This is a genomic window from Moraxella sp. CTOTU46934 (assembly GCF_031979465.1).
GTDB classification, from domain to species: Bacteria; Pseudomonadota; Gammaproteobacteria; order Pseudomonadales; family Moraxellaceae; genus Faucicola; species Faucicola tetraodonis.
This window is the reverse complement of sequence record NZ_DALZEG010000001.1, coordinates 18,967-43,441: the sequence shown is the minus strand read 5'-3', so window position 1 is coordinate 43,441 and position 24,475 is coordinate 18,967. Positions and strand designations below refer to the sequence as shown.

The following is a 24,475-nucleotide window of genomic DNA, read 5'->3' as shown; positions in this document are numbered from 1 at the left end:
ATCAAGATTAGATTTTACCTACTAAATCTAGGCTTGGTTTTAAGGTTTCTTTACCTTTTTCCCAGGCCGCTGGACATACTTCACCGTCGTTGTCACGCACGTATTGAGCGGCTTGGATTTTACGGATTAAGTCTTTGGCAGAACGACCGATACCTAAGTCATGAATTTCTGCCACTTTGATTTTACCGTCTGGGTCTACCAAGAAAGTACCACGAAGTGCAGCGTTGTCTTCTTCAATCATCACGTTAAAGCCGCGGGTGATTTTACCAGTACCATCGCCAAGCATTGGGTATTTTACTTTAGCGATTGCAGGTGACGCATCTGCCCATGCTTTGTGTACAAAATGGGTGTCTGTCGATACCGCATAAACTTCCGCGCCTAATGCTTTGATTTCTTCGTAATGGTCTGCCATGTCTTCAAGTTCAGTTGGGCAAACAAAAGTAAAGTCATGTGGGTAGAAGAAAAACACTGCCCATTTGCCTTTAACGTCATCTGATGATATTTCTTTGAATTCACCATTCACATATGCTTGAGTTTTGAATTCTGGAATGGTTTGGTTAATAATTGCAGCCATGGATTTTTCCTTATATAAGCTATTGTTGTGGTTAAAAATTTAGCAACATCACCATTTGACAAAGCCAAATCAGTGAGTGCTATATTGATAACACAAATTTGATGTCATTGGCAACCTAGCTTTTTAGGCTTCTAGCTTTTTAGGCTATAGTCGGTTGTTATTTTTTACCCATCAAACGTTGTTATCGATGGGTCTATCTTAGTACAATTTAAGATTCAGTCTAGTTTAAAGTTTTTAATTTATTGATTAATTTTTTAAATTAACCTTGATAGTTTTGCCTTATAGTTTCAATCTTTAGGCTATCTTGTAATTATTTTGAAAGGCTCGATAATGAGTTTACTGTCAAGACCAAATTAATGATAGATTAAAAAAGATTCCACTCGTAAAAGCACACAAAAATGGTAAACTAAATTTGAAATGATTCGGTTCATTGAAGTTTTTAGCATGCATCTTTTGCGTGTTGTTTGCTAGGGTAGCCGTCAGTTTTTTTACCCTTTTATCTTTTTATTTATTTTTAACTAAAACGCGTTAGCGAAAATTTTACGCTATTTTAAAGGTTAAAATTCAAACCATGATTACATTACGACAATTAGAATTTGCATTGGCAGTTGCCAAATACAAGCATTTTAAACGGGCAGCAGAAGAGTGTAATATCTCACAATCTGCTTTAAGCTTAGGGATTGCAGAGCTGGAAAAGCAGCTTGATACCCAAATTTTTGAGCGTAACAACAAACAAGTGCTAATCACCCCGATTGGGGAGGAAATTCTTGAGCGAGCCACGCGGATATTTGCCGAAGTCAATGATTTGGTGACTCGCGCCCAGACGCACCAAACCCCACTCGCCTATCCGATGACGATTGGTATCATCCCAACCATTGCGCCGTTTTTGCTGCCCAAGGTATTGCCGCTACTGCGCCAACAATTCCCACAGTTTCAGCTCAATGTGGTAGAAGAACAAACCGAGCGATTGCTTGAAAAAGTCCGTTATGGCGCGATTGATACCGCCATTATTGCGCTGCCTTATAATACTGACGGCATGTTATCATTTGAGTTTTGGTCAGAGACGTTTTTGGCGGTATTTGCTAAAGAAAGTAAACATGCCAACTTACCTAGCATCAATGCCGATGAGTTAGCCAACAGTAACTTGATGCTGCTAGGCGAAGGACATTGTTTGACCGATCATGCGCTATCGGTATGTCATCTGGATAAAAGCCGCGTCAAACACGCCTTTAGTGAAGCAAGCCTGCATACGTTGATTCAAATGGCTATCAGCGGTATGGGCACCACGCTAGTGCCGCAAATGGCAGCTGGGCAAGTGCGCCAGCAAACTGACAATGTGTCGTTAGTGCCGCTCAATGAAGCCGGTCCGCATCGCCGCTTGGCGTTTGTCACCCGTCTCAACTATGCGCGGGTCGATGATGTGAATCTATTGGGTCGCTTGTTTGCCCAAGGGTTACACGATAGCGAATCGGCGTCTGCTTCGCTAGCCATCGCAGATTCTGAGTCCATGACTTCAGCGAAGCCCGCCACAGAGGCATAATTTTTTATGCTCACTTTATTACATACATCAGATTGGCATTTGGGGCGTAGGCTTTATGGTAAGCCACGCTACGATGAATTTAAGCAGTTTTTAGACTGGCAGCTACAGACGCTGCGTGAGCAAAAAGTCGATGTGCTACTGATTGCCGGGGATATTTTTGATACCACTGCGCCCAGCAATCAAGCGCAAAATTTATACTATGATTTTTTAAGTCAAGTTTGCCATACCGAGTGCCGCCATGTGATTATCGTAGCGGGCAACCATGATTCAGCCAGTTTTTTGGAGGCACCCAAACAGCTACTCAAAGCCTTTAACATCCATATCATCGGTAGTATGACAGATACGCCGACTGATGAAGTGATTACGTTATCAGATAAAGCAGGGCAACCTGAACTTATTGTCATGGCAGTGCCCTACTTGCGTGACCGTGATGTGCGAACCGTCGGGCATGGCGAACGATTGGATGATAAAGAACGCAAACTTGCCCAAGGCATCAAAGCCCATTATGGACAGATTGCCGATATTGCGATTGCGCAACAAGCGCAGCTCAAAGCCAAATATAAGCGTACCATTCCGATTGTGGCAACGGGGCATTTATTTACTGTGGGCGGGCAAACGATGGAAGGCGATGGGGTACGTGATTTGTATGTCGGCTCACTCGGTAGTATCGGTGCAGAGATTTTTCACCCCCAGATTGACTATGTGGCGCTTGGACATTTGCATATCCCGCAAGCGGTTGGCGGACAACCACACATCCGTTACGCTGGCTCACCCATTGCCATGGGTTTTGGTGAAAGTCGCCAGCAAAAACAAGTGCATTTGCTGCGATTTGATGCCAAGCCTGACCTACTGTCTCAGCCATTACAGACTTTAACCATTCAAAAAAAACCGCTTGTCTCTGCGCCAACCCCTGTCAAAAAACGCAAAAGTGTGAGCCATACGTCGATGGATTTATTTGCGGATGAAGCGTTGCCTGAATCAGCAATGCTTGGCGCGATAAATGCAGAGGATGGGATTAACGCAGAGGCTGATGTACAAGCGAACTATGAAGCGTATGATAAACCCGGTGAACATCTCAGTAGGCAAATTATTGGGCAACCTTACAATGTAGCCAAGCTTAGCGATACTACCCTCCTGCAATCGCTGCCTGTTCCTGTGTTCCAACCCATACAAACGCTCAAAGGCGATTGGCAAACCATCAAAACTAGCTTACACAGCCTAAAAAAAGCCCAACAATCGGTTTGGCTTGAAGTGGTGTATGACGGGCAAGAAGTCGTGGGTGATTTATCAGAAAAAATTGCAGAACTGGTTAACGACTCTAGGCTTGAAGTACTACGCATCAAAAATCAGCAAAAACGCGATCAGGTGATGCAAAGCCAGCGCATGGATGAGTCGCTTGAAGAATTAAACCCGACACAAGTATTTGAACGCTGCCTAATTGCCCATCAAGTGCTAGAAGAGCAAAAACCCATGCTATGGTCAAGATATACTGAAGTGCTTGAAAGCTTGCAAGGGGGGCAGCAATGAGAATCTTAAAGCTTCGCTTTCAAAACCTTAATTCATTGCAAGGCGAATGGGAAATTGACTTTCGCCATGCCGCCTATGCCGATGAAGGTATTTTTGCCATCACAGGCTCGACAGGTGCGGGCAAAAGCACCATTTTAGATGCCATTTGTCTTGCCTTATACGGTGCGACGCCACGCTTGGGCGAGATTACCCAAAGCAAAAATGATCTCATGTCACGCCATACCGGCGAATGTCTAAGCGAAGTAATTTTTGCCACCAAAAGTGGCAGCTATCGCTGTACCTGGCTACAAAAGCGCGCCAGAAAAAACCCCGAAGGCAACTTGCAATCGCCGACGCACGAAATCGCCCCTTTTACCGATGATACTGCAGATTTACCACCGCTTGAAACCCAAACCAGAAAAACTAGAAAACTGGTCGCTGAATTCACCGGCATGGATTTTGACCGTTTTACCCGTGCCATGCTACTGGCGCAAGGCAGTTTTGCCGCTTTTTTGCAAGCCAATAGCGACGAGCGCTCCAACCTGCTCGAAGAAATCACCGGCACTGAAATCTATGGCGATATCTCAAAAAAAGTACACGAGTTTAAAACCCAATCAGATGCTGAACTTAAGACGCTTACCGATCGCTTATCAGGCATGACGGTGTTATCTGATGAAGAAGTACAAAGCCTAACCTCACAAAAAAACGCCCTAATTGACATCGTCAATGAAACCCAAACCGCCTTGACTAAAATCGAGTCTGATAAGCTATGGCGACAAAACCTTGACGCATACACGCACCAAATCCACCAACTTGAGCATGAAGCACGCGACCTTGCCGAGCAAGAAAGCCAATTTGCCCCACAAAAAACCCGACTACAGCGCGCACTAAAAGCCCTTGAAGTGTCGGGTGATATTAAAAAACTGGATTATCAGCGTGATTTATTGAGTGCACAGCTGAGTGATTTTGCCAGTTATCAACACCAGCTACCCACGGCCGAACGCAATTACCAACTTGCTCAAAAAAACCAAGATGAGCGTCAAGCACAAGCCCAGCAAACCGAAACCGACTGGCAACAAGCCCAACCGTTATTAAACCAAGTGCGCAAGCTTGACACTACCCTTGGGCAAAAAAATCAGTACGCTCAAGAGATTGCACAGCAGTTGTCACAGCTTGGTGAGCAATTGGCGCATAATGCCCAAAGCATTGACAGTCAGCAGCAGCAGCTTGTTAGCCAGCAAACACAGCGTGAACAGCTTATTCAAGCGCGGCAGCAAATCCCCCATGCAACAACCTTGCCTCAAACATTGGCCTCACTCACCCAGCTACAAGAAACTAGCCAAGCACTCAGCCAACAAGCGCAGGCATTCACCAGCCAGCAGCAGCAGCTACAAGGTGATTTTCAGCACAATGAGCAGCAAGCCAGCGCGCTGCAATCTCAGCTCACGCAGTTGCAATCACAAATTTTTCAGCATCGACAAAAATTAGAGAGCCAAACCAGTCAATTATATCATCTGACACAAGGGCAATCAGTGGCAGCATTGCGACAGCAGGTTGAAGCTTATTGGCAAACCCACCAGCAGCTTATCACCATGCAAAGCGATGTGCAGACTTGGCAAACCAACCTACAACACTATCAGCAATTTGTGCAGCAGTTAGCCGATGGTCAAACCCAATTGGCTCAGATTGCTAGTCAACGACTAACTAGCGAGCAGCAGCAACAAGCCGCCGAGCAGACTGCCGAATTATTAAATCGCAACTTGATTTTATTGGCAAAAATTCAAGATTTGACCGAGGAGCGCGATAAATTACGCCACGGCGAACCTTGCCCGCTGTGTGGATCAACCGCGCATCCTTTCGCCACCCATCAGCCCTACACACCTGATGATACCGAGCAACAATTAGCGATTGCCAAACAACGGCTTGATGACATCAATCACCAATTACAGCAGTTATTGCTTAAAGAACATGCACTCACAAATAACCAGCAACAGCGCAATGAGCATTTGCAGCACTTAGAGGCACACAATCAACGCTTATTAAATCAATTACAGCTTGCCAGCCAACACCTTATACACGCTCAGCCTGTACAACAGGTAATTGAAGCGTTGCCGCCCTTTGCAGCCCCCAGCACCGATGACGATATAGACCGCCAAGCCCTTCAAACATTGGCGACGATAATCAAGGCTCAACAAACCAACAATCATCAATCTTTGGCAGCGCTGCAAGATTCACTGACGCAAATCGAAGCTGTACAAGCCGAGCAGCAGCAAACCCAGCAGCGATTAGCAAAACTGAGCGAGCAATACCATGAGGTTTTGCAGCAACAAACCGTGCTACAAAATCAGCAGCAACATCGCCAAGACAGAATCCGCGATATTGATGCCCAGCAATTGGTTATCGCCGATAAACAACATCAAATAATGCAGCGCATCGACAAGTTGCTGATGCCGTTTGCAACGCGCGAGCGCACTTTTAGTTTTGCTACCACACAGGATGTGAATGCCCAATTAAATCAGCATATCGATACCCTTGCGCAACTTTTGCAGCGCTATCAAGGAGTAGAAACTAAGCTTAGCCATATCAATGACACCATCACAGGGATTGAGCAAGCGCTCACCCGATTGGTGGCAGACCAGCAACATCTAACCCAAAATCAACACCAAGTCCGTCAGCGACAGCAAGCGTTGGCGCAGGAGATTAGCGAGCTACAGGCGCAGCGATACGCCTTGTTTGGCGAACAAGCGGTAGACATCGTTTCTCACGCGTTAATCCAAGCAAAAAATCAGGCTTTGCAGGACTATCAAATCAGCCAAACCGCCTTTCATGAGCAGCTAAGTCAGCTGCAAATTTTGCAACAACAAATCGCATCTTTGACCACTAGCACTAACCATCTAAAAACTGCCCAGCAAACGCTACAAGACGACATCCAGCAGCGTTTTGCGACATTGGGTTTTGTGGATGAGGCGGATTATCGCGCTGCGGTGTTGGTCGATACCGAGCGGGAACGCTTACAACAGCTTGCCAATCAACTCCATGACAGCCAGCAGCGCAATCATAACCTACTGTCTGAAGCCAAACGCATACAGCAGCAGTTACTTGATCATCCCCAAACTGCGCTATCAGTTGAGCAATTGCTCGATGCGCTTGGGCAATTGCAACAGCAATTTAGCGAGCAGCAAAAACAATTGGGCGCCGTTGAACAGCAGCTAGCAGCCAATGAAGCCCTTAAGCAAAACCAGCAGCAGCTATTAGATGCCATCAACCAACAGCGCAACCATACTGAAGAATGGAAAGTATTGCATCAGTTGATTGGTTCAAGCGATGGCAAAAAATTTCGTAACTTTGCCCAAGGCTTGACCTTTAATATCATGGTTGCCCATGCCAATGAACAGCTCAAAAAAATGAGCGACCGTTATTTACTGATAGCTGATAGCGAGCAGCCCTTGATGCTCAATGTGATGGACAATTACCAAGGCGGGCAAATCCGTACCAGTAAAAATCTATCAGGCGGTGAGAGTTTTATTATCAGCTTGTCGCTTGCATTGGGACTGTCAAATATGGCCAGTCACCGCATGCAAGTAGATTCGCTGTTTTTGGATGAAGGCTTTGGTACGCTGGATGAAGAAGCACTCGATGTAGCGCTCGACACCCTAACCAACCTACAGCAATCGGGCAAGCTAATTGGGGTGATTTCCCATATTCAGGCGCTGAAAGATAGAATCAGCAGTCAAATCCAAGTAGTGCCGCAAACAGGGGGCATCAGTAAAATTATCGGTGCCGGTATTACCAAGATTAGTTGACTCAGGCTAGCTTTGGTTAAGCCAAATTAAGTTAAGATAAGCTAAGCTAATAAGTTAAGCGGCGCGGCAAACACACCGTAACAACCGATTCATCTTGCTGTCATGTCATTGGTTCATACTGTTTTATGTCAATCTATACCGCTCGCTTAATCAAAACCTAAGTGCTTAATGTTATTTATGTCAACTCATAAGGGCAACACGATGTTAACCAAACTTTCGCAGCTTTTAGCACAAGGGCGCTTTGTCTCCCCTGTCCCTGCCGTGGTGGTGCACCCTACTACCGATATCATCTTGCAATCTTGTATCCAAGCACATCAGCACCACATCATCACCCCGATTTTGGTCGGTCCAAAACATAAAATCGAAAAAGCCGCTACTGACGCCAATTTAGATATTTCAGGCTTTACGTTAGTGGATGCTGAGCATAGCCATGACGCGGTTGAAATCGCCGCAAAAATGGTTCGTGAACAGCAAGCCGACTTTATCATCAAAGGCTCAGTGCATACCGATGAGTTAATGGGTGTTCTGGTCGATAAAACCCAAAATCTACGCACCGAGCGCCGTATGAGCCACGTGTGGTTAATGGAAAGTCCCACGTACCACAAACTTTTGACCTTGACCGATTGTGCACTCAACGTGGTGCCAGATTTGCTCACCAAAAAAGACATTTTGCAAAATGCGATTGATTTTGCGCACGCGCTGGACATTGAGCAGCCTAAAGTAGCCATCTTGGCAGCGGTTGAAGAAGTCAAACCGCAAATGCAATCGACCATCGATGCTGCGGCGTTATGCAAAATGGCAGACCGGGGTCAAATCACCGGCGCCTTGCTTGATGGACCCCTAGCGTTTGACAATGCGATTAGCCAACAGTCTGCGGATATCAAACATATCCACTCACCTGTCACGGGCGATGTCGATATTTTACTGGTACCTGACTTAGAAGCGGGCAATATGCTAGGTAAACAGTTAATTTATTTGGGCGAAGCCAAAGCCGCGGGCATTGTTATGGGTTCAAAAGTGCCGATTGTGTTGACCAGCCGCTCGGATGACGAACTCGACCGCCTTTATTCTATTGCCCTTGGTGCCTACGTTGCGCAAAAGCGTAAACAAGCTTGATGTGAATTAAGGTGACTAGCATGAACGATTCTGTCATGAGGCATACTGACTCGACTCACCCGATTGTGGTGACTTTTAACGTAGGTTCAGCGACTATCAAAATGGCGGCGTATGACACAGCTAAGGCAGTCGACTCATCCCCCCTTGCGTGGTCACCCTTGTTTGATGTGAATATCAATCTAAAAACCAAAAACAAAGTCTGGCACGCCATGCCACCATCTTTGGCTGACTGGGAACCCCAAGATAGCCTGACAGACACCGCGGTAAGCTTGTTTACTCGTGTCAAACAGACCTTTCCTGCGCGTGACATTGTCTGTATCCACCGAGTGGTTCATGGTGGCAAACGCTATCATGTTCCTGTGGTGATTAACGAGACAGTGATGGCGCATTTGGTGGAGTTATCACCAATATGTCCGCTACATCAGCCTCCTGCCCTATCTGTGGTCAACGCGCTGCAAGCCATGGATAAAAACCTGGTGCACATCGCTGCCTTTGATACCGCCTTTCACTACCATCGCCCAGAGATTTGGTCTAGCTATGCGCTGCCAAAATCGCTGCGCGATCAGGGAGTGCGCTGTTATGGCTTTCATGGTTTATCGTATCAGGCGATTATGCGTAAACTTGAAACCTATCTCCCAAAGATTGCCAAAAAACGCTTAATTATCGCGCATTTGGGTAGTGGCTGTAGTATCACCGCGGTCGAAAACGGCAAGTCAAAAGACAGTACCTTTGGCTTTAGTGGATTAGATGGCGTACCAATGGGTACCCGTCCGGGTCATTTGGATGCTGGGGTGATTTTATATATGGTCGAGCAAGGTTGGACGCTCGAGCAAATGAACCAATGCCTATATAAAGAGTCGGGTTTGCTTGGTTTATCTGAAATTAGCAATGACGTGCGTGATTTGCTCGCTAGCGATGACCCACGCGCCAAATTTGCATTGGCGTATTTTGCCACGCATGCCGCCAAAGAAATCGCAAGCCTGATGGTTAGTATGAAAGGCTGTGATGCGCTTATCTTTACCGCAGGGATAGGCGAGCAGTCGGCGATTATCCGTCAGATGATTGTCGAACAACTCGATTTTTTAGGTTTTAGTTTGGCTGCGGATAAAAATATCGATGGCCGTATTGACGTTCCGATTTTACGAATCAACTCAGACGATGACAAACAAATTTATGTCGTATTGACCGATGAGCAACTTGAATTAGCTTTATCACTTGAGCATGCAATCACGATAGAAACCGATAATTAAGAGTGACAAACCTGTCAACTTTTTTTAGGATGAATGGTAAGATATAACCGATTTTTATCGGTTACAGCCTCTTACTGTCTAGTTGATTATACTATTACAAATATTAACATAAATAGCGATTGTTTCTTACTCTTAAGCCCCTTGCAAGGTTTAATTTAGCCATTTTTCATGATATTGTAATATCAAGCAAATAGACTATGCTTAAATCTTATCACATTCATTTTAGTGATATTTTTGATTAGAAAATGTATCGCAACTTGGTATTCTTCAATACCCTTCTTGTTTTTTCTGGTAGCCTAATGAGGTCAATTATGAACAACGATTTTATGGATAAAATGAAAGATGGTTCACGTCAAATGTACGCACCATGGTCGCGCTTCAACCAAGCGATGTTACGAAATGCGGAAAAAATGACTGACTTTTCTCTAGAAACAATGCGTCATTACTCAGAGATGGGTCTTGAGCAACTTCGCAATGTTTCTTCTGTTGACTCTCCAGAAGCGGCTTCAAGCTTTAACCAAAAACAAACTGAGCTGCTCAATCAATTGGGTCAAAAAATGTTGTCAGATGCACAACGTTTGACTGAGCTTGGCAACGAAATCCGTAATGAAGTCATGTCAGCGATGAACGAAATCTATAGCCAAAATGCATCAAGCATGCAAGATGCCATGCAAAGCGCCGCTAGCAACGCATCAAAAACGGCAGAAGACTTTAATCGCAAAGCAAACGAAAACATGCACAAAGCGGCAAACCAAATGTCAGAAGCGGTTAAGCAAACCACCCAAAACATAAATAAAGCTGCTTCTAGCGTGACAGCTGGGGCTACCCGAAATACTAATGATGTAGCACAAGAGAGCGAAGCAACAAAACCTGCAGCAAAAACAACCCCTGCAACAAAATAATTAGTTTGGTGCATCGTAGACGTTCTTAAGACTGTATCATTTATAAACAGCTATTTATGTTTTACCTAATAGACGAATAGCGGCTTATGAATCTATAAAAGTGGTGGATTAGACAGATGCCTAATTCACCATATTTTTAAGTAAGCGTGCATATTTACAGCGAATTTTTATCAAGCACATTATAATAACGGGATTTATCATGGCAGACAATAAAGACACCCAATATCAAGGAGCGAACGCCCATTCCTCAAGCGACAATGCTTCAAATAGCGCTTCAAATAGCAATACTTCCAACACCCAAGGCGCAGAGAATAACAATACCAATGCTTTTGGCTACACGCCATTTGCGAATTTTCCCTTTGGCAATAATGCATTTGGTTTTGGTAGCAATCCTTTTAACAACTTTGGAACCAACGCCTTTAATCTGCCGCAAAATCCGCTGGATTTTTTGAGTAAAACCAATCCATTTGCTCACATGACCTCTAGTATTCCGCCTTACAATCCTGCGGTTGGTGAATTCTATAGCGAATTTTTTGGCAATATGACCAAACTGAGCCAACAAATTGCACAGCAATCGATGCGTGCCAACCAAGCGCCGCAGTACACCAATACCTCCATCATGATGGACTTAATGGATGGCTGGCGTAAAATGGGTCAAATGGTGACCAATCACCCAGGCACGATGGTTGAAGACCAATTGCAGTTGTTCAAAGACCAAATGCACTTGTGGCAAAACACACTGCAACAATTTGCCGGTAAGAAAATCGACCCAGTGGCAAGCCCGGAAAAAGGCGACAAACGGTTTAGTGATGAAGAATGGGAGGACAATCCTATTTTTAACTTCCTAAAACAGTATTATTTATTAACCACCCAAGCGATGATGGATGCGATTGATGGCGTTGAAGGTATTGATGAAAAAACCCGTCAACGTTTGGCTTTTTTTACCCGCCAATGGATCAATGCGGTGGCCCCAACCAACTTCTTAATGACCAACCCAGAAGTACTCCGTTTGACCATCGAAAGTCGGGGTCAAAATTTGGTTCAAGGTATGAAGCAGTTGGCTGAGGACATGGGTAACAGCGCTGATACACTCAATATCCGTATGACTGACCAGAGCGCGTTCCGAGTGGGTGACAACATCGCCACCTCAAAAGGAAAAGTGGTATTTGAAAACCACATGATGCAGCTCATCCAGTATGACCCTTCAACCGAAAAAGTAAAACAACGTCCGTTGTTGATGGTGCCACCTTGGATCAACAAATTCTACATCATGGACTTACGTGAGAACAACTCGTTTGTACATTGGGCAGTCAATGAAGGTCATACGGTTTATGTCATCTCTTGGGCCAACCCGACCCCAGAGTACAAAAATGTTGGCATGAGCACTTACATGAAAGACGGTGTGCTTGCAGCGATGGACCAAATTGAAGCCATCACGGGTGAAAAAACCATCAATATCACAGGTTACTGTATTGGGGGTATGTTGACCGCATTGACACTAGGCTACCTTGCCGCGACCAAGCAAGAAAGCCGCATTGCCAGTGCGACACTTTGGGCCACCATTATTGACTTCTCAGATCCAGGTGATATCGGCGTCTTTATCGATGACAAAATCGTTGCGGCGATTGACAAGCAGAACGCCGACAAAGGCGTGTTTGATGGGCGAATGATGGGCGTGTCATTTAGCCTACTCCGTGAGAACAGCCTATACTGGAACTACTACGTACAAAACTACCTAAAAGGCGAGCGCCCTGTACCTTTTGACTTGTTATACTGGAACTCAGACTGTACCAACGTGACCGCTGCCCTGCATCATTTTCTACTGCGTGAGTTCTATATTAACAACTTGCTGCGTAAACCGGGTGGGGTTGAAATTGACGGCGTGAAAATTGACTTATCAAAAGTTAAAACCCCTGTGTTTATGGTCGCAACCTTGCAAGACCATATCGCAAAATGGAAAAGCTGTTACCCAGGCACGCAAGTATTTGGCGGTGAAAAAGTATTTGTGTTGGGGGAATCAGGTCATATTGCGGGTATCATGAACCCCCCAGGTAGTAAATATGGCTATTACACCAATGATAACTACACTGCGGACGCTGACCAATGGTACAAAGACGCCACCTATGTTAAAGACACATGGTGGACAAGATGGCATGACTGGATCAAACCGTTTGAGGGCAACGAACTCAATGCCCGTGTTGTCGGTCAAAATAGCCAAGGTAAAGAAATCCCAACCTATGGCGATGCCCCAGGTAGCTATGTCACGGTCAAAGCGACTGAAGCCTTAACGGGTCATAACTTTGCAGAAGCTTACCGTTCACAATTACCACCGGTATAATATCTCGTTATTACACAACATCCCGTGATTGCCTAGCCTCTCACGGGCTTTTTATAAAATAGTCAAATCGCCCATCAGCTACATAGATTTGCTAGTCAAAAGTTGTGATATTGAGTAGAATGAACGCCATATTCTGCGCATAATAGCGATTAGAAACACTTTGAATAGAGCGCCTATGTCGATTGAACCAGTACAAAATGACCTATCACTCAGTAAGCTAGACCGCAATATTGTCTTCTTTGATCGGGCGATTCGCTCGTTTATTCCAAACAGCAATCTTAGCACCCGTCCTTTGCCTGTCTCTAGCCCCGATGTGCCAAAACTATCCGTGGAAGAAGCGCGTCATGTCGCAGGTCTCATGCGTATCAATCACACGGGCGAAGTATGCGCGCAAGGACTGTATCACGGTCAAGCATTTACCGCCAAACAAGCAACGGTCAAAAAAGCCATGCACCAATCTGCGCTAGAGGAGATTGACCACTTGGTGTGGTGTGAGACGCGGTTAAATGAATTGGGTAGCCATCCCAGTATCTTTAGTCCGCTTTGGTATGGGCTATCGTTTGGCATGGGTGCGGTAGCGGGATTGATTTCTGATGAGTTTAGTTTGGGGTTTGTCGCAGAGACGGAAACCCAAGTCAGCGAGCATTTGCACAGCCATCTTGGCAAGCTGCCTGCACACGATAAACGCAGCGCTGAGATTTTAAGCCAAATGGATAAAGAAGAATTACATCACCGTGATAAAGCAGTCGAGTCAGGCGCCAGCCCATTGCCACCACCCATCAAAACCACGATGCGTTTTTTGGCTAATTGCATGAAAACAGTGGCGTATCATATTTAACCGAGCATGTTTATTGCTATAACCTTGCTTAAGCGCGCTGCTTTCGCGTAAAAATATAACAATAACTTTATTTTTTTTTGATAGTATTTTTACATTATTGCTTTACATTGTTGCTATGGGATAAGCTGATTGATTTACGCAATTTATCCCACCCAATTTTTTAAGGAAATTTCAATGACTCACATGGTAAAACCTCTAGCCTATACCTTAGCTATTTTGATGGCAACCAATGCCACTGTAGCGATGGCTGCAACGGCAACCGCAAAAACAACGACCAAGACCACCACCACCAAAACCACCACGGCAAAACCCGCTACCCAGACAACAGCCACTAAAAAAACCACGGTCACCAAAGCCAAAACTACCAACAAATCAACCGAAAAATCGGCTGATACAGTCAACAGCGTGAAAGATACTACCCCGCAAACGACACCCCCGTCAGCCACCTCAAATACAGGTTCAATGATAGTACCTGTCTTGACCGCCCCCACGGTTGCCAATGTGATTTATCCATCTACCAACAGCGTACAATTGGTAGGCACGGATATTTCAGCGCAAAACCTTGCCAATATCCCACTGCCGACTTTAACGCTTAGTAATATCTCAACAATAAAAACCGTTTTGGTTCCACGAACCACGGATAACAGTACACAGTTAGATGTCAGCGTGTTAGACGATTTTATTACCTATGCTAGCCCAATGGCACGCCACTATCCCCCTGTTTTTTCGAGCCGTACTGAGCGCTACAATACCACTGAGCGACTCAAGTCATTGACCGCATGGATTGAAACCTACGCACAAAATCCAAATGCCTCTTATGAGGTGCTACTGCGTGCAGCAAAACTCAATGCGATGGGTCGCAATCTGGATTTAGGTTCTGATTATGCCGTGCGTGCAGGCAATTATATCGCCCGTGCCGTGAGGCTCAATGACACGGCAGAAGCCAACTTTTTATATGGCGCAATGCTCGCTGAGGGTGGCGGCTTTAAAGAAGGTGCCAAATACTTAGAAAAAGCCGAAAAAATGGGCTATCTAGAAGCTACGCAAAGTTTGGCACAAGCGGATTTATTGGATGACAAAAAAGACCGTGCCATTCAACGGTTAACGGAATTTAAGGCCAAAAATCCAGACAATCCGTATATCGATGAGCAATTACGCATCGTCAATAGCGGTAAATACTATATTTGGGATATTCCTGCAAAAGTCGTTCAATAATTTTTTGCGTTTATACCCTAGCCGTGGTTTAATATCACTGCTAAGTCACCATGCTAATTCACCATCATAGTTGAATTTTAGCATGGTGATTTTTTTCACCCTATCATTCAGTGATAGGCAGATTTTTTGCGCTACATTTTTTTGTGCTACCCTTTTTTGCTCTATTTTAGCCGAGTAAATCACCATGCCCCTAACAAACCAATCTACTAGATTTTGCCAAAAGTCTCTCATCACAGCGACGACATTGGTTACTATCATCACCCTTACTGGCTGCGCCACCACCAAAATCGGTAGCCGCGATACTGCAAGAGCCATCATAGATCAGCGCATCAGCGTGTTATCGGGCAGCCGCTTGAGTTATGACACCAAAAGCCGTTTAGTGCAGGCAGGCTTAGATGAAGAAAAATGCTTGGCAAATATGCCTGCCTGTGTAGTGACGCTCAAGCAAGCAGATCTTAATACCGATAAAGGGATTTATGGCGCAATTAGTGAGCTGTTTTACGCCTCTGCCCAGCAGCGCCAGCAAGCCAAAACTTGTACCAATCCGCCAAAAGATTTGACCACAGACTATGCCAAAAATTTGGTTGGCAAGACCGACGTTGTAGCGCGCAGACCCGATGAAATCTCTTGTACCACGGCCTTTCAAGACGATATGCTGCAGTCGATTCGGTTTTCTTACATTTATTTGATGTATGATATCCTCAATCCAACCGTCGTCAATCAACAACCGTCACAATTGTATTATCTGCCAAAAGAACGCGATACCCAAATTCAGGATTTGTATTACGCTGCCATCGATGCGTTAGGTGATCGCTTGTATCATCAAAAAATGGCAGAAAATTATCAAATCACTCGCAACAACCTGCGTGTCAATATCAATGGACAGCCGTTTACCCAAAGGTCAGCATCGATGAAGCTGATTTCAAGCTACCAGATTGATTTATCAAAATTTAATACCATCAGTCGCCGCGATGGCTTTGGTATCAATTATGTGGCGCTGCTCAATAGTCGCATCAATACGGCGGTGATTATTGACTTGTTGCAACACTATGCCAATAATACCCCGCTAGAAGAGCGTATTCACCAAACAGGGCATTTGCCTATGACCGCGGTGTTGGTGCCCAAAGGCAATACCATTGATGAGTTGCAAAAAACCACCGATTTTTCGCTCAATATTTATGATTCCTATCAGTTTAAAAGTGTCTCTATACTCAACAAAGATTTTGCACTATCGGCGAATTTTTCGGCAGCCTATGGCTTATGGTCACAGGACAATCGCCTAGGCAATATCAGTTATTTTAGTATGTTTTCCTCGCCGTATCAGCAGACCCAGCCGCATTTATTTATGCTTGAGCCTTACAATCCTAATAAACGCGTGATTATCATGATGCATGGGTTGGCATCGAGTCCTGAAACTTGGATTGGACTGACCAATGACATTTTTAATGACCCAAAACTTCGCGAAAACTTCCAAGTTTGGCAGATTTTTTATCCAACCAATATCCCGATGCTAGAAAACCGCCACCAAATTTATGACTTGATTGAACGCACTTTTAAAATTGTCGATCCTAAGCAGCAGGACGTTGCCAGTCAACATGCGGTGCTGATTGGTCATAGTATGGGTGGGGTGATTGGGCGGTTGTTGGTATCAAATGATGACTTAACGCCCAAAGTCGAATCGCTGGTTGCCAATTACTCACAGATGAATAATTTTTCAGCGGACTACGCCGCATTTGTCCGTCATGCGCAAAATAAAACGCTCAGTGACCGCTTCAAACTTCAAGCCCTGCCGCAAGTCGATCGCGCGATTTTTATCTCTTCGCCATTTCGCGGTACCGATTATGCCGATCGCTGGTTTACTCGCAGTTTGCGCCGTATCATCTCACTACCGGCAGGATTTATCCGCACCGTGTATGACAATTTAAATTCGCTATTTACTGAAGGCGTGGTTTCAAGCAATCCGCTGGCACAGCTATTTTTGGAAAATGGCGCCAGCCAGTTGAGCAGCCGCTCTTACTTTAACCAATTAACGGCAGATGTCACCATCGCGCCCAATGTTGCGGTCAATAACATCATCGCCACTGATGATAAGGATTTGTCCAATGCGCTCAATCAGCTTACCGCTAAGGCAGCCAATAGTACTACTGATGATGTATCGGCATCCATAACATCTTTGAAAAATGACAATACAACCACGACCGTGAAACCCGCCACAGAGACCAAGCTGTATAACACCACGAGTCTGGCGCAAGCCAAACAAAGCCTAGATGAGAAAAAGCAACTCTTAGAATCGGTGAAATATGGCGCAACCGACCGTGTCTCTGATGGTATTGTGCCGTACAACAGCTCGCATTTAGAAGGCGTGGAATCTGAAAAAGTGCTTACCGGTCGTCACAATGTCCATACCAGCCCGCAGGCGATTTTGGAGTTACGTCGCATCCTACATCAACAACTTACTCGCTATGGTGTCACCCAAGCGCCACCTGACAGACAGCCTTGATAGCCACTATCAGCATCAATAAAAAAGCGAATAGCCTTCACTATTCGCTTTTTATTAAATTGTTTTTTGCTACTAATTATTGTTACTACTGACAATCCAACCGCTAAACTTTAGCAAAATACTTGGTCAACACTTCAAGACAGCGCGTCACCTTCGCAGGTTGTTGTTCATGTCTGGGTGTTACCGCATACAGCATATAACTTGGTAATTGGTAACCTGGCAATACTTCCACCAAATCGCCATTTGCCAATTCTTTTTGGATATCTAGTGACATGATACGGGCAACGCCATGCCCTTCTTTAGCAAGGGTCGTGGCAAGCATAATGTTGTTGGTTTGAATACGCGTTGGCATACGCACGCGTGATTTTTTACCTGTTTCCACATTGATCATATCAACTTGATTGGGATCTTTGATAAGGCTAATGCCAATCATATTGAGTTTGGCTAAATCTTTTGGCTCGGTCAATTTTTCATTTTGACGTAAAAAATGCGGTGAAGCCACCAGCAGCTGACGTATCTCAGTCAAAGGAAATGCCGATAAATTACTGTCAGTAAGGCTTGGTGACATCCGAAGGGCGATATCGATACGCTCTTCAATCAAGTCAACATACTGATTGTCCGCTTCAAAATGGATGGTTAAATCATCATGCGCCGAAATCCAAGTCGACAGCGCCGGTAAAATATGATTCACACCCAATTCTGGCGTGGTCGCAATGCGTAAGTTCCCTGCTAACTCATCGCGTAATTGATTGACACGGATACGACCTTGTTCAGCTGCCGCAACCACATCTTTGGCACTCTCATAGAAACTAGTGCCTGCTTCTGTTAAGCTTAACTTACGAGTTGAGCGATGCAATAACACCACACCCATATCGTTTTCTAACGAGCGGATTTGTTGACTAACCGCACTTGTTGTTATGCCCAGTTCTTTTGCAGCACCACTAAATGAAGCATGACGTACAACACTTGCAAAAACCGCCATGCCTCTTAAATTATCAAGCATATTTCACCCAATTTTATCACTTAATCAAAGTCACTGTTAAAATCTGATGTATTATACGTTATTAGCAAGATAAATTAAACGACATCGGGATTTATTAACTAAAATTATTAATATTTTTTCAACTATTTAATAGTGTATTTTATTGATTTTTTTAACAAATATTGGTTTTGTTCAATTATTCGTCTGTTAAAAAAGTAAAAATTAGAATTTATATAAATTAAATTGACTTATTGAATTAACTTAACAGAGCTAATCGAGGCGTGTTGCTGCAACAGTGCCTGGGTAACTGCTTGTTGTTCAAGCTGATGAGTAGCTTGTTGTAATGCTAGTTTTTCGCGGGCTTCTTGGAGTGCTTCTGGTGTTAATTTCTCTAGCGCTTGAAAATTACTTGCCCCCTCCGCCAAACGAATATCAATACCCTCAAAACGCTGTCGAAGTTTTTGGCAAAAATTATCAAAAGTTGCGGTATGGGTCAAAAAGCTTTGTTCAGTGACAAATTGGCTAACCCCATGAATCTCGCCTGTCATAACCCCGCGTTTGGCAAGCACTAATTCATCATCATCGAGCCAGCCTTGCTCACGGGCATTAAACACCCAATAATCCCATTTGGCAGGTGTCCATTCGCCCTCAAGTGGTACATGAGTGGGTTTGAGCAATGCCAGTGGCGATATATCAGCTATATCACTACCCTCTGCCACCCTAGTGTGGTGGGAATTGTCAACATTAACGTTGACATTGGTAGCTACGGCGACTGACGCTGGCTCATTTTTTTTTATCGATGCGCTATCTTCCGTAACCATAGTCGGTGCGGTCATCTCATAATGACTGGCACTGGGTTGCAAGTCAGATAAGCGATTGGCAATGGCATCGTCTTCTATGGGTGGCGTTTGCTGTGTGGTGGTATTGAACGCGGCTTTATCGATAGATATTAAATGGCTATCATCAAATACCTGTTGTTCAATGCTTTGTTGAATGCTTTCTTCAATGCTATCATCGACGTTTGACGCAGATTTGAGCAGATTGTCATCCGATAAGTTATTATCACTCTGCTCCGAAGTTACTTGTACGCTAACTTCAGCCAGCACTGAAGATTTTGCACCTTGTATGGCTTCGCTAGGCGTTGTATCAACAATTTGAAAATCAGGACTTTGAGAGTCAGGGTTACTAACGATTGGCGGACGAAGCGGGATTTGATTGCGATGCAGTGGCTTGAACGCCATCAAGCGGAGTAAACACATCTCGAGCGCTTGCATCGGCGTATTGGCTAATGCCAAGTTTTCACGGCTTTTTACCACAATGTCATAATATAGTTGTAATAGCTCTGCGGGTAACTGCTGAGCCAGTTGTTGCAATTGCTCGCTTTGCTGGCGATTGAGTTGCAAATCAAAATTTGGCAAGGCCTGCAAAATGGCCAACTGATGCAGCGTCTCAGCCAACCTGTCAAATACGGCTTTGGCATCCACCACCTGCTCACGCAGAAGCTGAATAGCCTGCGTCAATTGCTGGGTATTTTGCTGGTAAATATTGGCAAGGATAGCGATGACATCAGCTTGGTCAATTAAGCCAAGCATCTGGCGAATCACTTCATCTGTGACATTGCCATTGCCAAACGCAATAGCTTGATCTGTCAGTGACAATGCATCGCGCACGGAGCCTTTGGCACTGCTCGATAGCTGCCATAAGGCATCAGGCTCGTAGCTAATTTGCTCTTTGTTCAGAATCGTGCCAAGATATTCAGCTAACGCCACTTGCGGCAAAGGTCTGAGTACAAATTGCAGACAACGCGAGATGATGGTAATGGGCAGTTTTTGTGGGTCTGTGGTCGCAAGCAGAAACTTCACATGCGCTGGCGGCTCTTCGAGGGTTTTGAGTAGCGCATTAAAACTATGCGTCGATAGCATATGCACTTCATCAATTAGATAGACTTTGTAGCGACCTTGCGTCGGGGCATAGGGTACGTTGTCGAGTAATTCACGGGTATCTTCAACTTTGGTACGTGATGCCGCATCAATCTCAATCAAATCAATAAAGCGACCACTATCGATGGATTGGCATACCCCACATACGCCACAAGGCTCGCTTGTCACCCCTGTTTCGCAGTTGAGACATTTTGCCAAAATACGCGCAATGGTAGTTTTGCCGACGCCGCGCGTACCCGTAAATAGATACGCATGATGCAACCGCTGGTTATGGATGGCATTGATTAATGCTTTGGACACATGTTCTTGTCCCAGCAGCTCATGGAAGTTTTTTGGACGATATTTGCGTGCTAGGACTTGATACATGGTTATGGATACATGACAACAAAAACGTTAAAAAAAGAAATAACCTTAACCCGCTAGTGGTAAAACTAAACCGCTGGGCTATTGGCTTCAATTAGGGGTTGTAATTCACCGTCTTGGAACATTTGATAGATGATATCGCTGCCGCCAATCAGCTCACCTGCCACCCATAATTGTGGAAAAGTTGGCCAGTTAGCAATCTGTGGCAAAGTTGCACGGATTTCTGGGTTTTCAAGAATATTGACAAACGCAAATGGGCGACCAATTTGGGTTAATACATCCACCGCACGTGCAGAAAAACCGCATTGTGGGAACTGTGGCGTGCCTTTCATATAAAGCAATACGCTGTGTTGAGCGATTTGGTCACGGATGGTTTGTTCGATGTCAGTTTGGTTCATATCAGTCATATGAAATTCCTTTATCAGGCCCTTTAAAGTAGAGCGCTATCTTCACAGCTAGAATTTGACTCACTAATAATGAGTGCAGGGTTGCTATTATACGCTATTTTGGCTGCCGAAAGTAAGCATTCAAGATGCCCACCCCAAAAAAGTCAGCAGCAAAATCACCCGCAAATTCCATTAATTTGATGAAGTCACTTGTTCAAGCAGCACCACACAGCTCACCATAATCCCTTCTTGGCGACCAGTAAACCCAAGCTTTTCAGTCGTAGTGGCTTTGACGCTGATTTGGTCAACCGCGCAGCCCATGACACCGGCAATACGCGATTGAATCTTGGTACGATAAGGCAATAGTTTTGGACGCTCCGCCATGATGGTGATGTCGGCATTGATAAGCGCAAAGCCTTTTGATTGGATAAATTGGTACACTTGGTTCAGCAAAATGGTCGAATCTATATTGCGAAACCGCTCATCAGTATCCGGGAAAAACTGCCCAATATCGCCAAGTGCCAATGCACCAAGCAACGCATCACACAACGCATGTAGCACCACATCGCCATCAGAATGCGCAAGCAAACTGTGGGTATGAGGAATTTGTACCCCGCCTAATGTTATAAATTGGTTTTCTGTGCCGTCATTAACAAAGGCATGGACGTCAATACCCTGACCGATTCTTATCATGGTTAATCCTATTTTTTTATCTTACTGTCGTGATTTTGGTAGGCTATTCTGTTTGGTTTAATGGTGTCTATTTTATCGGTCTCTATTTTAACGGTTAAAGCATGATTTACAAGTAGCTAGGCAGCTTAGACTAGTAACTTAGGAATAGCAAATTGGGAAAAACAACTTGTGAATAGCAACTTTTAATACCCCATTGCTGGCGCTACCGCTACATAGCATAAAAATCGGCTATTAAACAAGTTAGCCTATATTATTTAAAAAAAATTGATAAATCCTAGTAAATTGCTATGGTATTTTATTATATAACGTTATATAATATAAAAATAAACCCATCAAGTGGGGAACTTGATGGGAGTGGGTAATGCACTACTTGTTTTTATTTTTATTGTTTCTTTCTTCTTCTTTGTTTTACTGATGTTAGCCATAATGCCAAATTATGGCTTTTTTATTTTTATCGTTTTTTATTTTATTTTTTGTTTTAGTGATTCTGTCTTAGTAATATCGTAGTCAACAAAGCTTGTATTTATGTCGTGATGAATTTATTTTAGCGTATTTGCCCCGGTGCTCTATGTGCTCTTTGTTATGAATTGTTAAATTAAGTTTCTTTAGTTTCTTTAATAAAACTATTAATATTAATTTTGCATCCTTGTTGTTGCATTGCTACTTTTTAATGATAAACCATCTGAGTGATAGGCAATAAAAAAACGGCTTAAAATTTAAGCCGTTTTTTGTTATGTCAAGATTAACGCGTACGTGGGCAAACTTCATTGTCATTGAAAAAATAGCTGATTTCACGGGCTGCAGATGTGGTTGAGTCTGAACCGTGAACCGCGTTCTCATCAATGCTGTTAGCAAAGTCACGACGGATAGTGCCTTCAGTGGCGTCTTTTGGGTTGGTAGCGCCCATGATTTCACGGTGGTGAGCCACTGCATTCTCGCCTTCAAGTACTGATACTACCACTGGACCTGAAGTCATGAAAGAGACTAAATCGTTGTAAAACGGACGCTCTTTGTGCTCAGCGTAGAAACCGCCCGCCTTTTCGTTGTCTAAATGCAACATTTTTGCTGCCACAATTTTTAAGCCTGCTTTTTCAAAACGACTGTAGATTTCGCCAATGTGGTTGCCTGCAACTGCGTCAGGTTTGATAATTGATAACGTACGTTCAATGGCCATGTTAAATTCCTTTAAAATTGAAGGGGATTATGATTTTAAGTGCTAGAAACTGTAAAAACAGCCCATACCCTGCCCGATGGCTCTGTCAAATCGTGATTTGAAGATTTGAATAAACGCGGGGTGCTGTTCTTAGTTGCCTATTATAATGATATTGAGGGCAAAAACTAGTTTAATTCATCACTGTTAAGTCGAAATTGCTAGAATATCAAGTTGAACAAGTTTTTTGTAATAAATGGCGGATATATTCTGTGATACGCAACTATGATATAGTAGCCAATAGCTTAAATTTTCTCTCAATGGTATGACGCTCTCAAATATCACAAAAACACAAGCGGTTGTTGTCAGCCTATGCTTGGCGCTATTATTGGTGGCAAGTATCGGTTTGGCACGTCAGTTTACTGTCAAAACCATGCCAGATTGTCAGCGAAAAAGCCAGCCGTTCGACTATAGTATCTGCGAGCTTGATGCTAAAAACGCGGCGAATTTTTCACTACATTGGCAAAATCCCTCGTCCGCGAGCCACCCATTATTACTCACCTTTACTACCCTTCGCGATTATTTGGCAAGCCAGCAACCTGCCAAAACCTTGTTGTTTGCGATGAACGCAGGGATGTACGATGGTAACTTTGCGCCGATTGGGTACACGGTCATCAATGGCAAGCAAATCCGAGCCCTAAATCTCAAGCAGGGCGGCGGCAACTTTCACCTAATGCCCAACGGGGTATTTTGGCAAGACAGTCAAGGTTTTTATATCACTGAAAGTCAAAGCATGGCAAAAAAACTGGCAAGCGGTGCAAAACCGACCTTCGCCACCCAATCTGGACCCATGCTAGTCATCGATGGCAACATCCATGCAGCATTTGATGCCAATAGTACCTCGAGAAAGTACCGCAATGGTGTTGGCGTGTGTGGTCGCAATCCTAGCCGCGTCAAATTTGTGATAAGCGATACCCCTGTCAGCTTTTATGAGTTTGCCGATTTGTTCAAATCGCAATTGGGCTGTGACAATGCGTTGTTTTTGGATGGCGGTAGTGCCTCGGCATTGTATAGTCAGACGCTGTCACGCAATGACAATAAATATATGGGTGTGATGATTGCGGTGACACAAGACAAATAATGCGTATTCGGTGAGACAATTTTATGCTGATTTAATCAGCGTTTTGCATAAAATTATCCATTTCCACATTGCAAAAATAATTTTTTAAGGTATTATAATCAGCCTAGTTTTGACAAATTTGCTTGGCAATATTTGTGACACTACCCTTTCGGGCCTATAGCTCAGTTGGTTAGAGCAGAGGACTCATAATCCTTTGGTCCACAGTTCAAGTCTGTGTGGGCCCACCATATAAAACAAC

General features: G+C 44.3%; 17 protein-coding genes and 1 tRNA gene. 12 read left to right on the top strand and 6 right to left on the bottom strand.

Annotated elements, in window-relative coordinates; translation table 11 throughout:
* Positions 1-7: 7 nt before the first annotated feature.
* The gene (gene ahpC, locus RTN07_RS00180; protein WP_076774574.1) at positions 8-574 is read right to left on the bottom strand and encodes an alkyl hydroperoxide reductase subunit C; all 567 of its coding nucleotides are present in this window, start codon (positions 572-574) and stop codon (positions 8-10) included.
* 571 nt (positions 575-1,145) lie between these two features.
* Between ahpC and RTN07_RS00175 the strand changes: the two genes are divergently transcribed.
* The 10 genes from RTN07_RS00175 (at position 1,146) to RTN07_RS00130 (ending at position 17,582) form a co-directional block, all read left to right on the top strand.
* Positions 1,146-2,114, top strand: a complete 969-nt coding sequence (locus RTN07_RS00175) for a hydrogen peroxide-inducible genes activator (protein WP_312174653.1) — start codon at positions 1,146-1,148, stop codon at positions 2,112-2,114.
* A gap of 6 nt (positions 2,115-2,120) precedes the next feature.
* The gene (locus RTN07_RS00170; protein ID WP_312174652.1) at positions 2,121-3,641 is read left to right on the top strand and encodes an exonuclease SbcCD subunit D C-terminal domain-containing protein; all 1,521 of its coding nucleotides are present in this window, start codon (positions 2,121-2,123) and stop codon (positions 3,639-3,641) included.
* Positions 3,638-7,423 carry an SbcC/MukB-like Walker B domain-containing protein gene (locus tag RTN07_RS00165; RefSeq protein WP_312174650.1) on the top strand — a complete coding sequence of 1,262 codons (3,786 nt, stop codon included), beginning with the start codon at positions 3,638-3,640 and terminating at the stop codon, positions 7,421-7,423. Before RTN07_RS00170 ends, RTN07_RS00165 begins: the two co-directional genes overlap by 4 nt.
* A 201-nt stretch (positions 7,424-7,624) precedes the next feature.
* The gene (locus RTN07_RS00160) at positions 7,625-8,539 is read left to right on the top strand and encodes a bifunctional enoyl-CoA hydratase/phosphate acetyltransferase (protein WP_239741569.1); all 915 of its coding nucleotides are present in this window, start codon (positions 7,625-7,627) and stop codon (positions 8,537-8,539) included.
* A gap of 20 nt (positions 8,540-8,559) precedes the next feature.
* Positions 8,560-9,789 carry an acetate/propionate family kinase gene (locus tag RTN07_RS00155; protein ID WP_312174646.1) on the top strand — a complete coding sequence of 410 codons (1,230 nt, stop codon included), beginning with the start codon at positions 8,560-8,562 and terminating at the stop codon, positions 9,787-9,789.
* Between the two features lie 311 nt (positions 9,790-10,100).
* Positions 10,101-10,691, top strand: coding sequence for a phasin family protein (locus RTN07_RS00150; RefSeq protein WP_312174644.1), 591 nt, complete (start codon positions 10,101-10,103; stop codon positions 10,689-10,691).
* 199 nt (positions 10,692-10,890) lie between these two features.
* Positions 10,891-13,029 carry a class I poly(R)-hydroxyalkanoic acid synthase gene (gene phaC, locus RTN07_RS00145; RefSeq protein ID WP_312174641.1) on the top strand — a complete coding sequence of 713 codons (2,139 nt, stop codon included), beginning with the start codon at positions 10,891-10,893 and terminating at the stop codon, positions 13,027-13,029.
* Between the two features lie 175 nt (positions 13,030-13,204).
* The gene (coq7, locus tag RTN07_RS00140; protein ID WP_312174638.1) at positions 13,205-13,867 is read left to right on the top strand and encodes a 2-polyprenyl-3-methyl-6-methoxy-1,4-benzoquinone monooxygenase; all 663 of its coding nucleotides are present in this window, start codon (positions 13,205-13,207) and stop codon (positions 13,865-13,867) included.
* Positions 13,868-14,041: 174 nt separating this feature from the next.
* Positions 14,042-15,082 (top strand): tetratricopeptide repeat protein, encoded by a 1,041-nt coding sequence (locus RTN07_RS00135; protein WP_312174635.1) that lies wholly within the window; start codon positions 14,042-14,044, stop codon positions 15,080-15,082.
* A gap of 184 nt (positions 15,083-15,266) precedes the next feature.
* Positions 15,267-17,582, top strand: coding sequence for a lipase family alpha/beta hydrolase (locus tag RTN07_RS00130; protein ID WP_312174633.1), 2,316 nt, complete (start codon positions 15,267-15,269; stop codon positions 17,580-17,582).
* A 103-nt stretch (positions 17,583-17,685) separates the two neighbouring features.
* On the opposite strand, the gene RTN07_RS00125 is transcribed toward RTN07_RS00130, so the two are convergent.
* From RTN07_RS00125 to ndk, 5 genes are all read right to left on the bottom strand, one after another.
* Positions 17,686-18,585, bottom strand: a complete 900-nt coding sequence (locus RTN07_RS00125; protein ID WP_312174631.1) for a LysR family transcriptional regulator — start codon at positions 18,583-18,585, stop codon at positions 17,686-17,688.
* 227 nt (positions 18,586-18,812) lie between these two features.
* Positions 18,813-20,870 (bottom strand): DNA polymerase III subunit gamma/tau, encoded by a 2,058-nt coding sequence (dnaX, locus tag RTN07_RS00120; protein ID WP_312174629.1) that lies wholly within the window; start codon positions 20,868-20,870, stop codon positions 18,813-18,815.
* A gap of 65 nt (positions 20,871-20,935) precedes the next feature.
* Positions 20,936-21,274 (bottom strand): Grx4 family monothiol glutaredoxin, encoded by a 339-nt coding sequence (grxD, locus tag RTN07_RS00115; RefSeq protein ID WP_007116440.1) that lies wholly within the window; start codon positions 21,272-21,274, stop codon positions 20,936-20,938.
* 171 nt (positions 21,275-21,445) lie between these two features.
* Positions 21,446-21,946: a 2-C-methyl-D-erythritol 2,4-cyclodiphosphate synthase gene (ispF, locus tag RTN07_RS00110; protein ID WP_312174627.1), complete on the bottom strand. Its 501-nt coding sequence runs from the start codon at positions 21,944-21,946 to the stop codon at positions 21,446-21,448.
* A 742-nt stretch (positions 21,947-22,688) separates the two neighbouring features.
* Positions 22,689-23,120 carry a nucleoside-diphosphate kinase gene (gene ndk / locus RTN07_RS00105; RefSeq protein ID WP_312174625.1) on the bottom strand — a complete coding sequence of 144 codons (432 nt, stop codon included), beginning with the start codon at positions 23,118-23,120 and terminating at the stop codon, positions 22,689-22,691.
* 301 nt (positions 23,121-23,421) lie between these two features.
* Here ndk and RTN07_RS00100 point away from each other — a divergent pair, with 301 nt between their 5' ends.
* Positions 23,422-24,237: a phosphodiester glycosidase family protein gene (locus RTN07_RS00100; RefSeq protein WP_312174622.1), complete on the top strand. Its 816-nt coding sequence runs from the start codon at positions 23,422-23,424 to the stop codon at positions 24,235-24,237.
* Between the two features lie 150 nt (positions 24,238-24,387).
* Positions 24,388-24,464, top strand: a tRNA-Ile gene (locus RTN07_RS00095).
* The last annotated feature ends 11 nt before the right edge of the window (positions 24,465-24,475 follow it).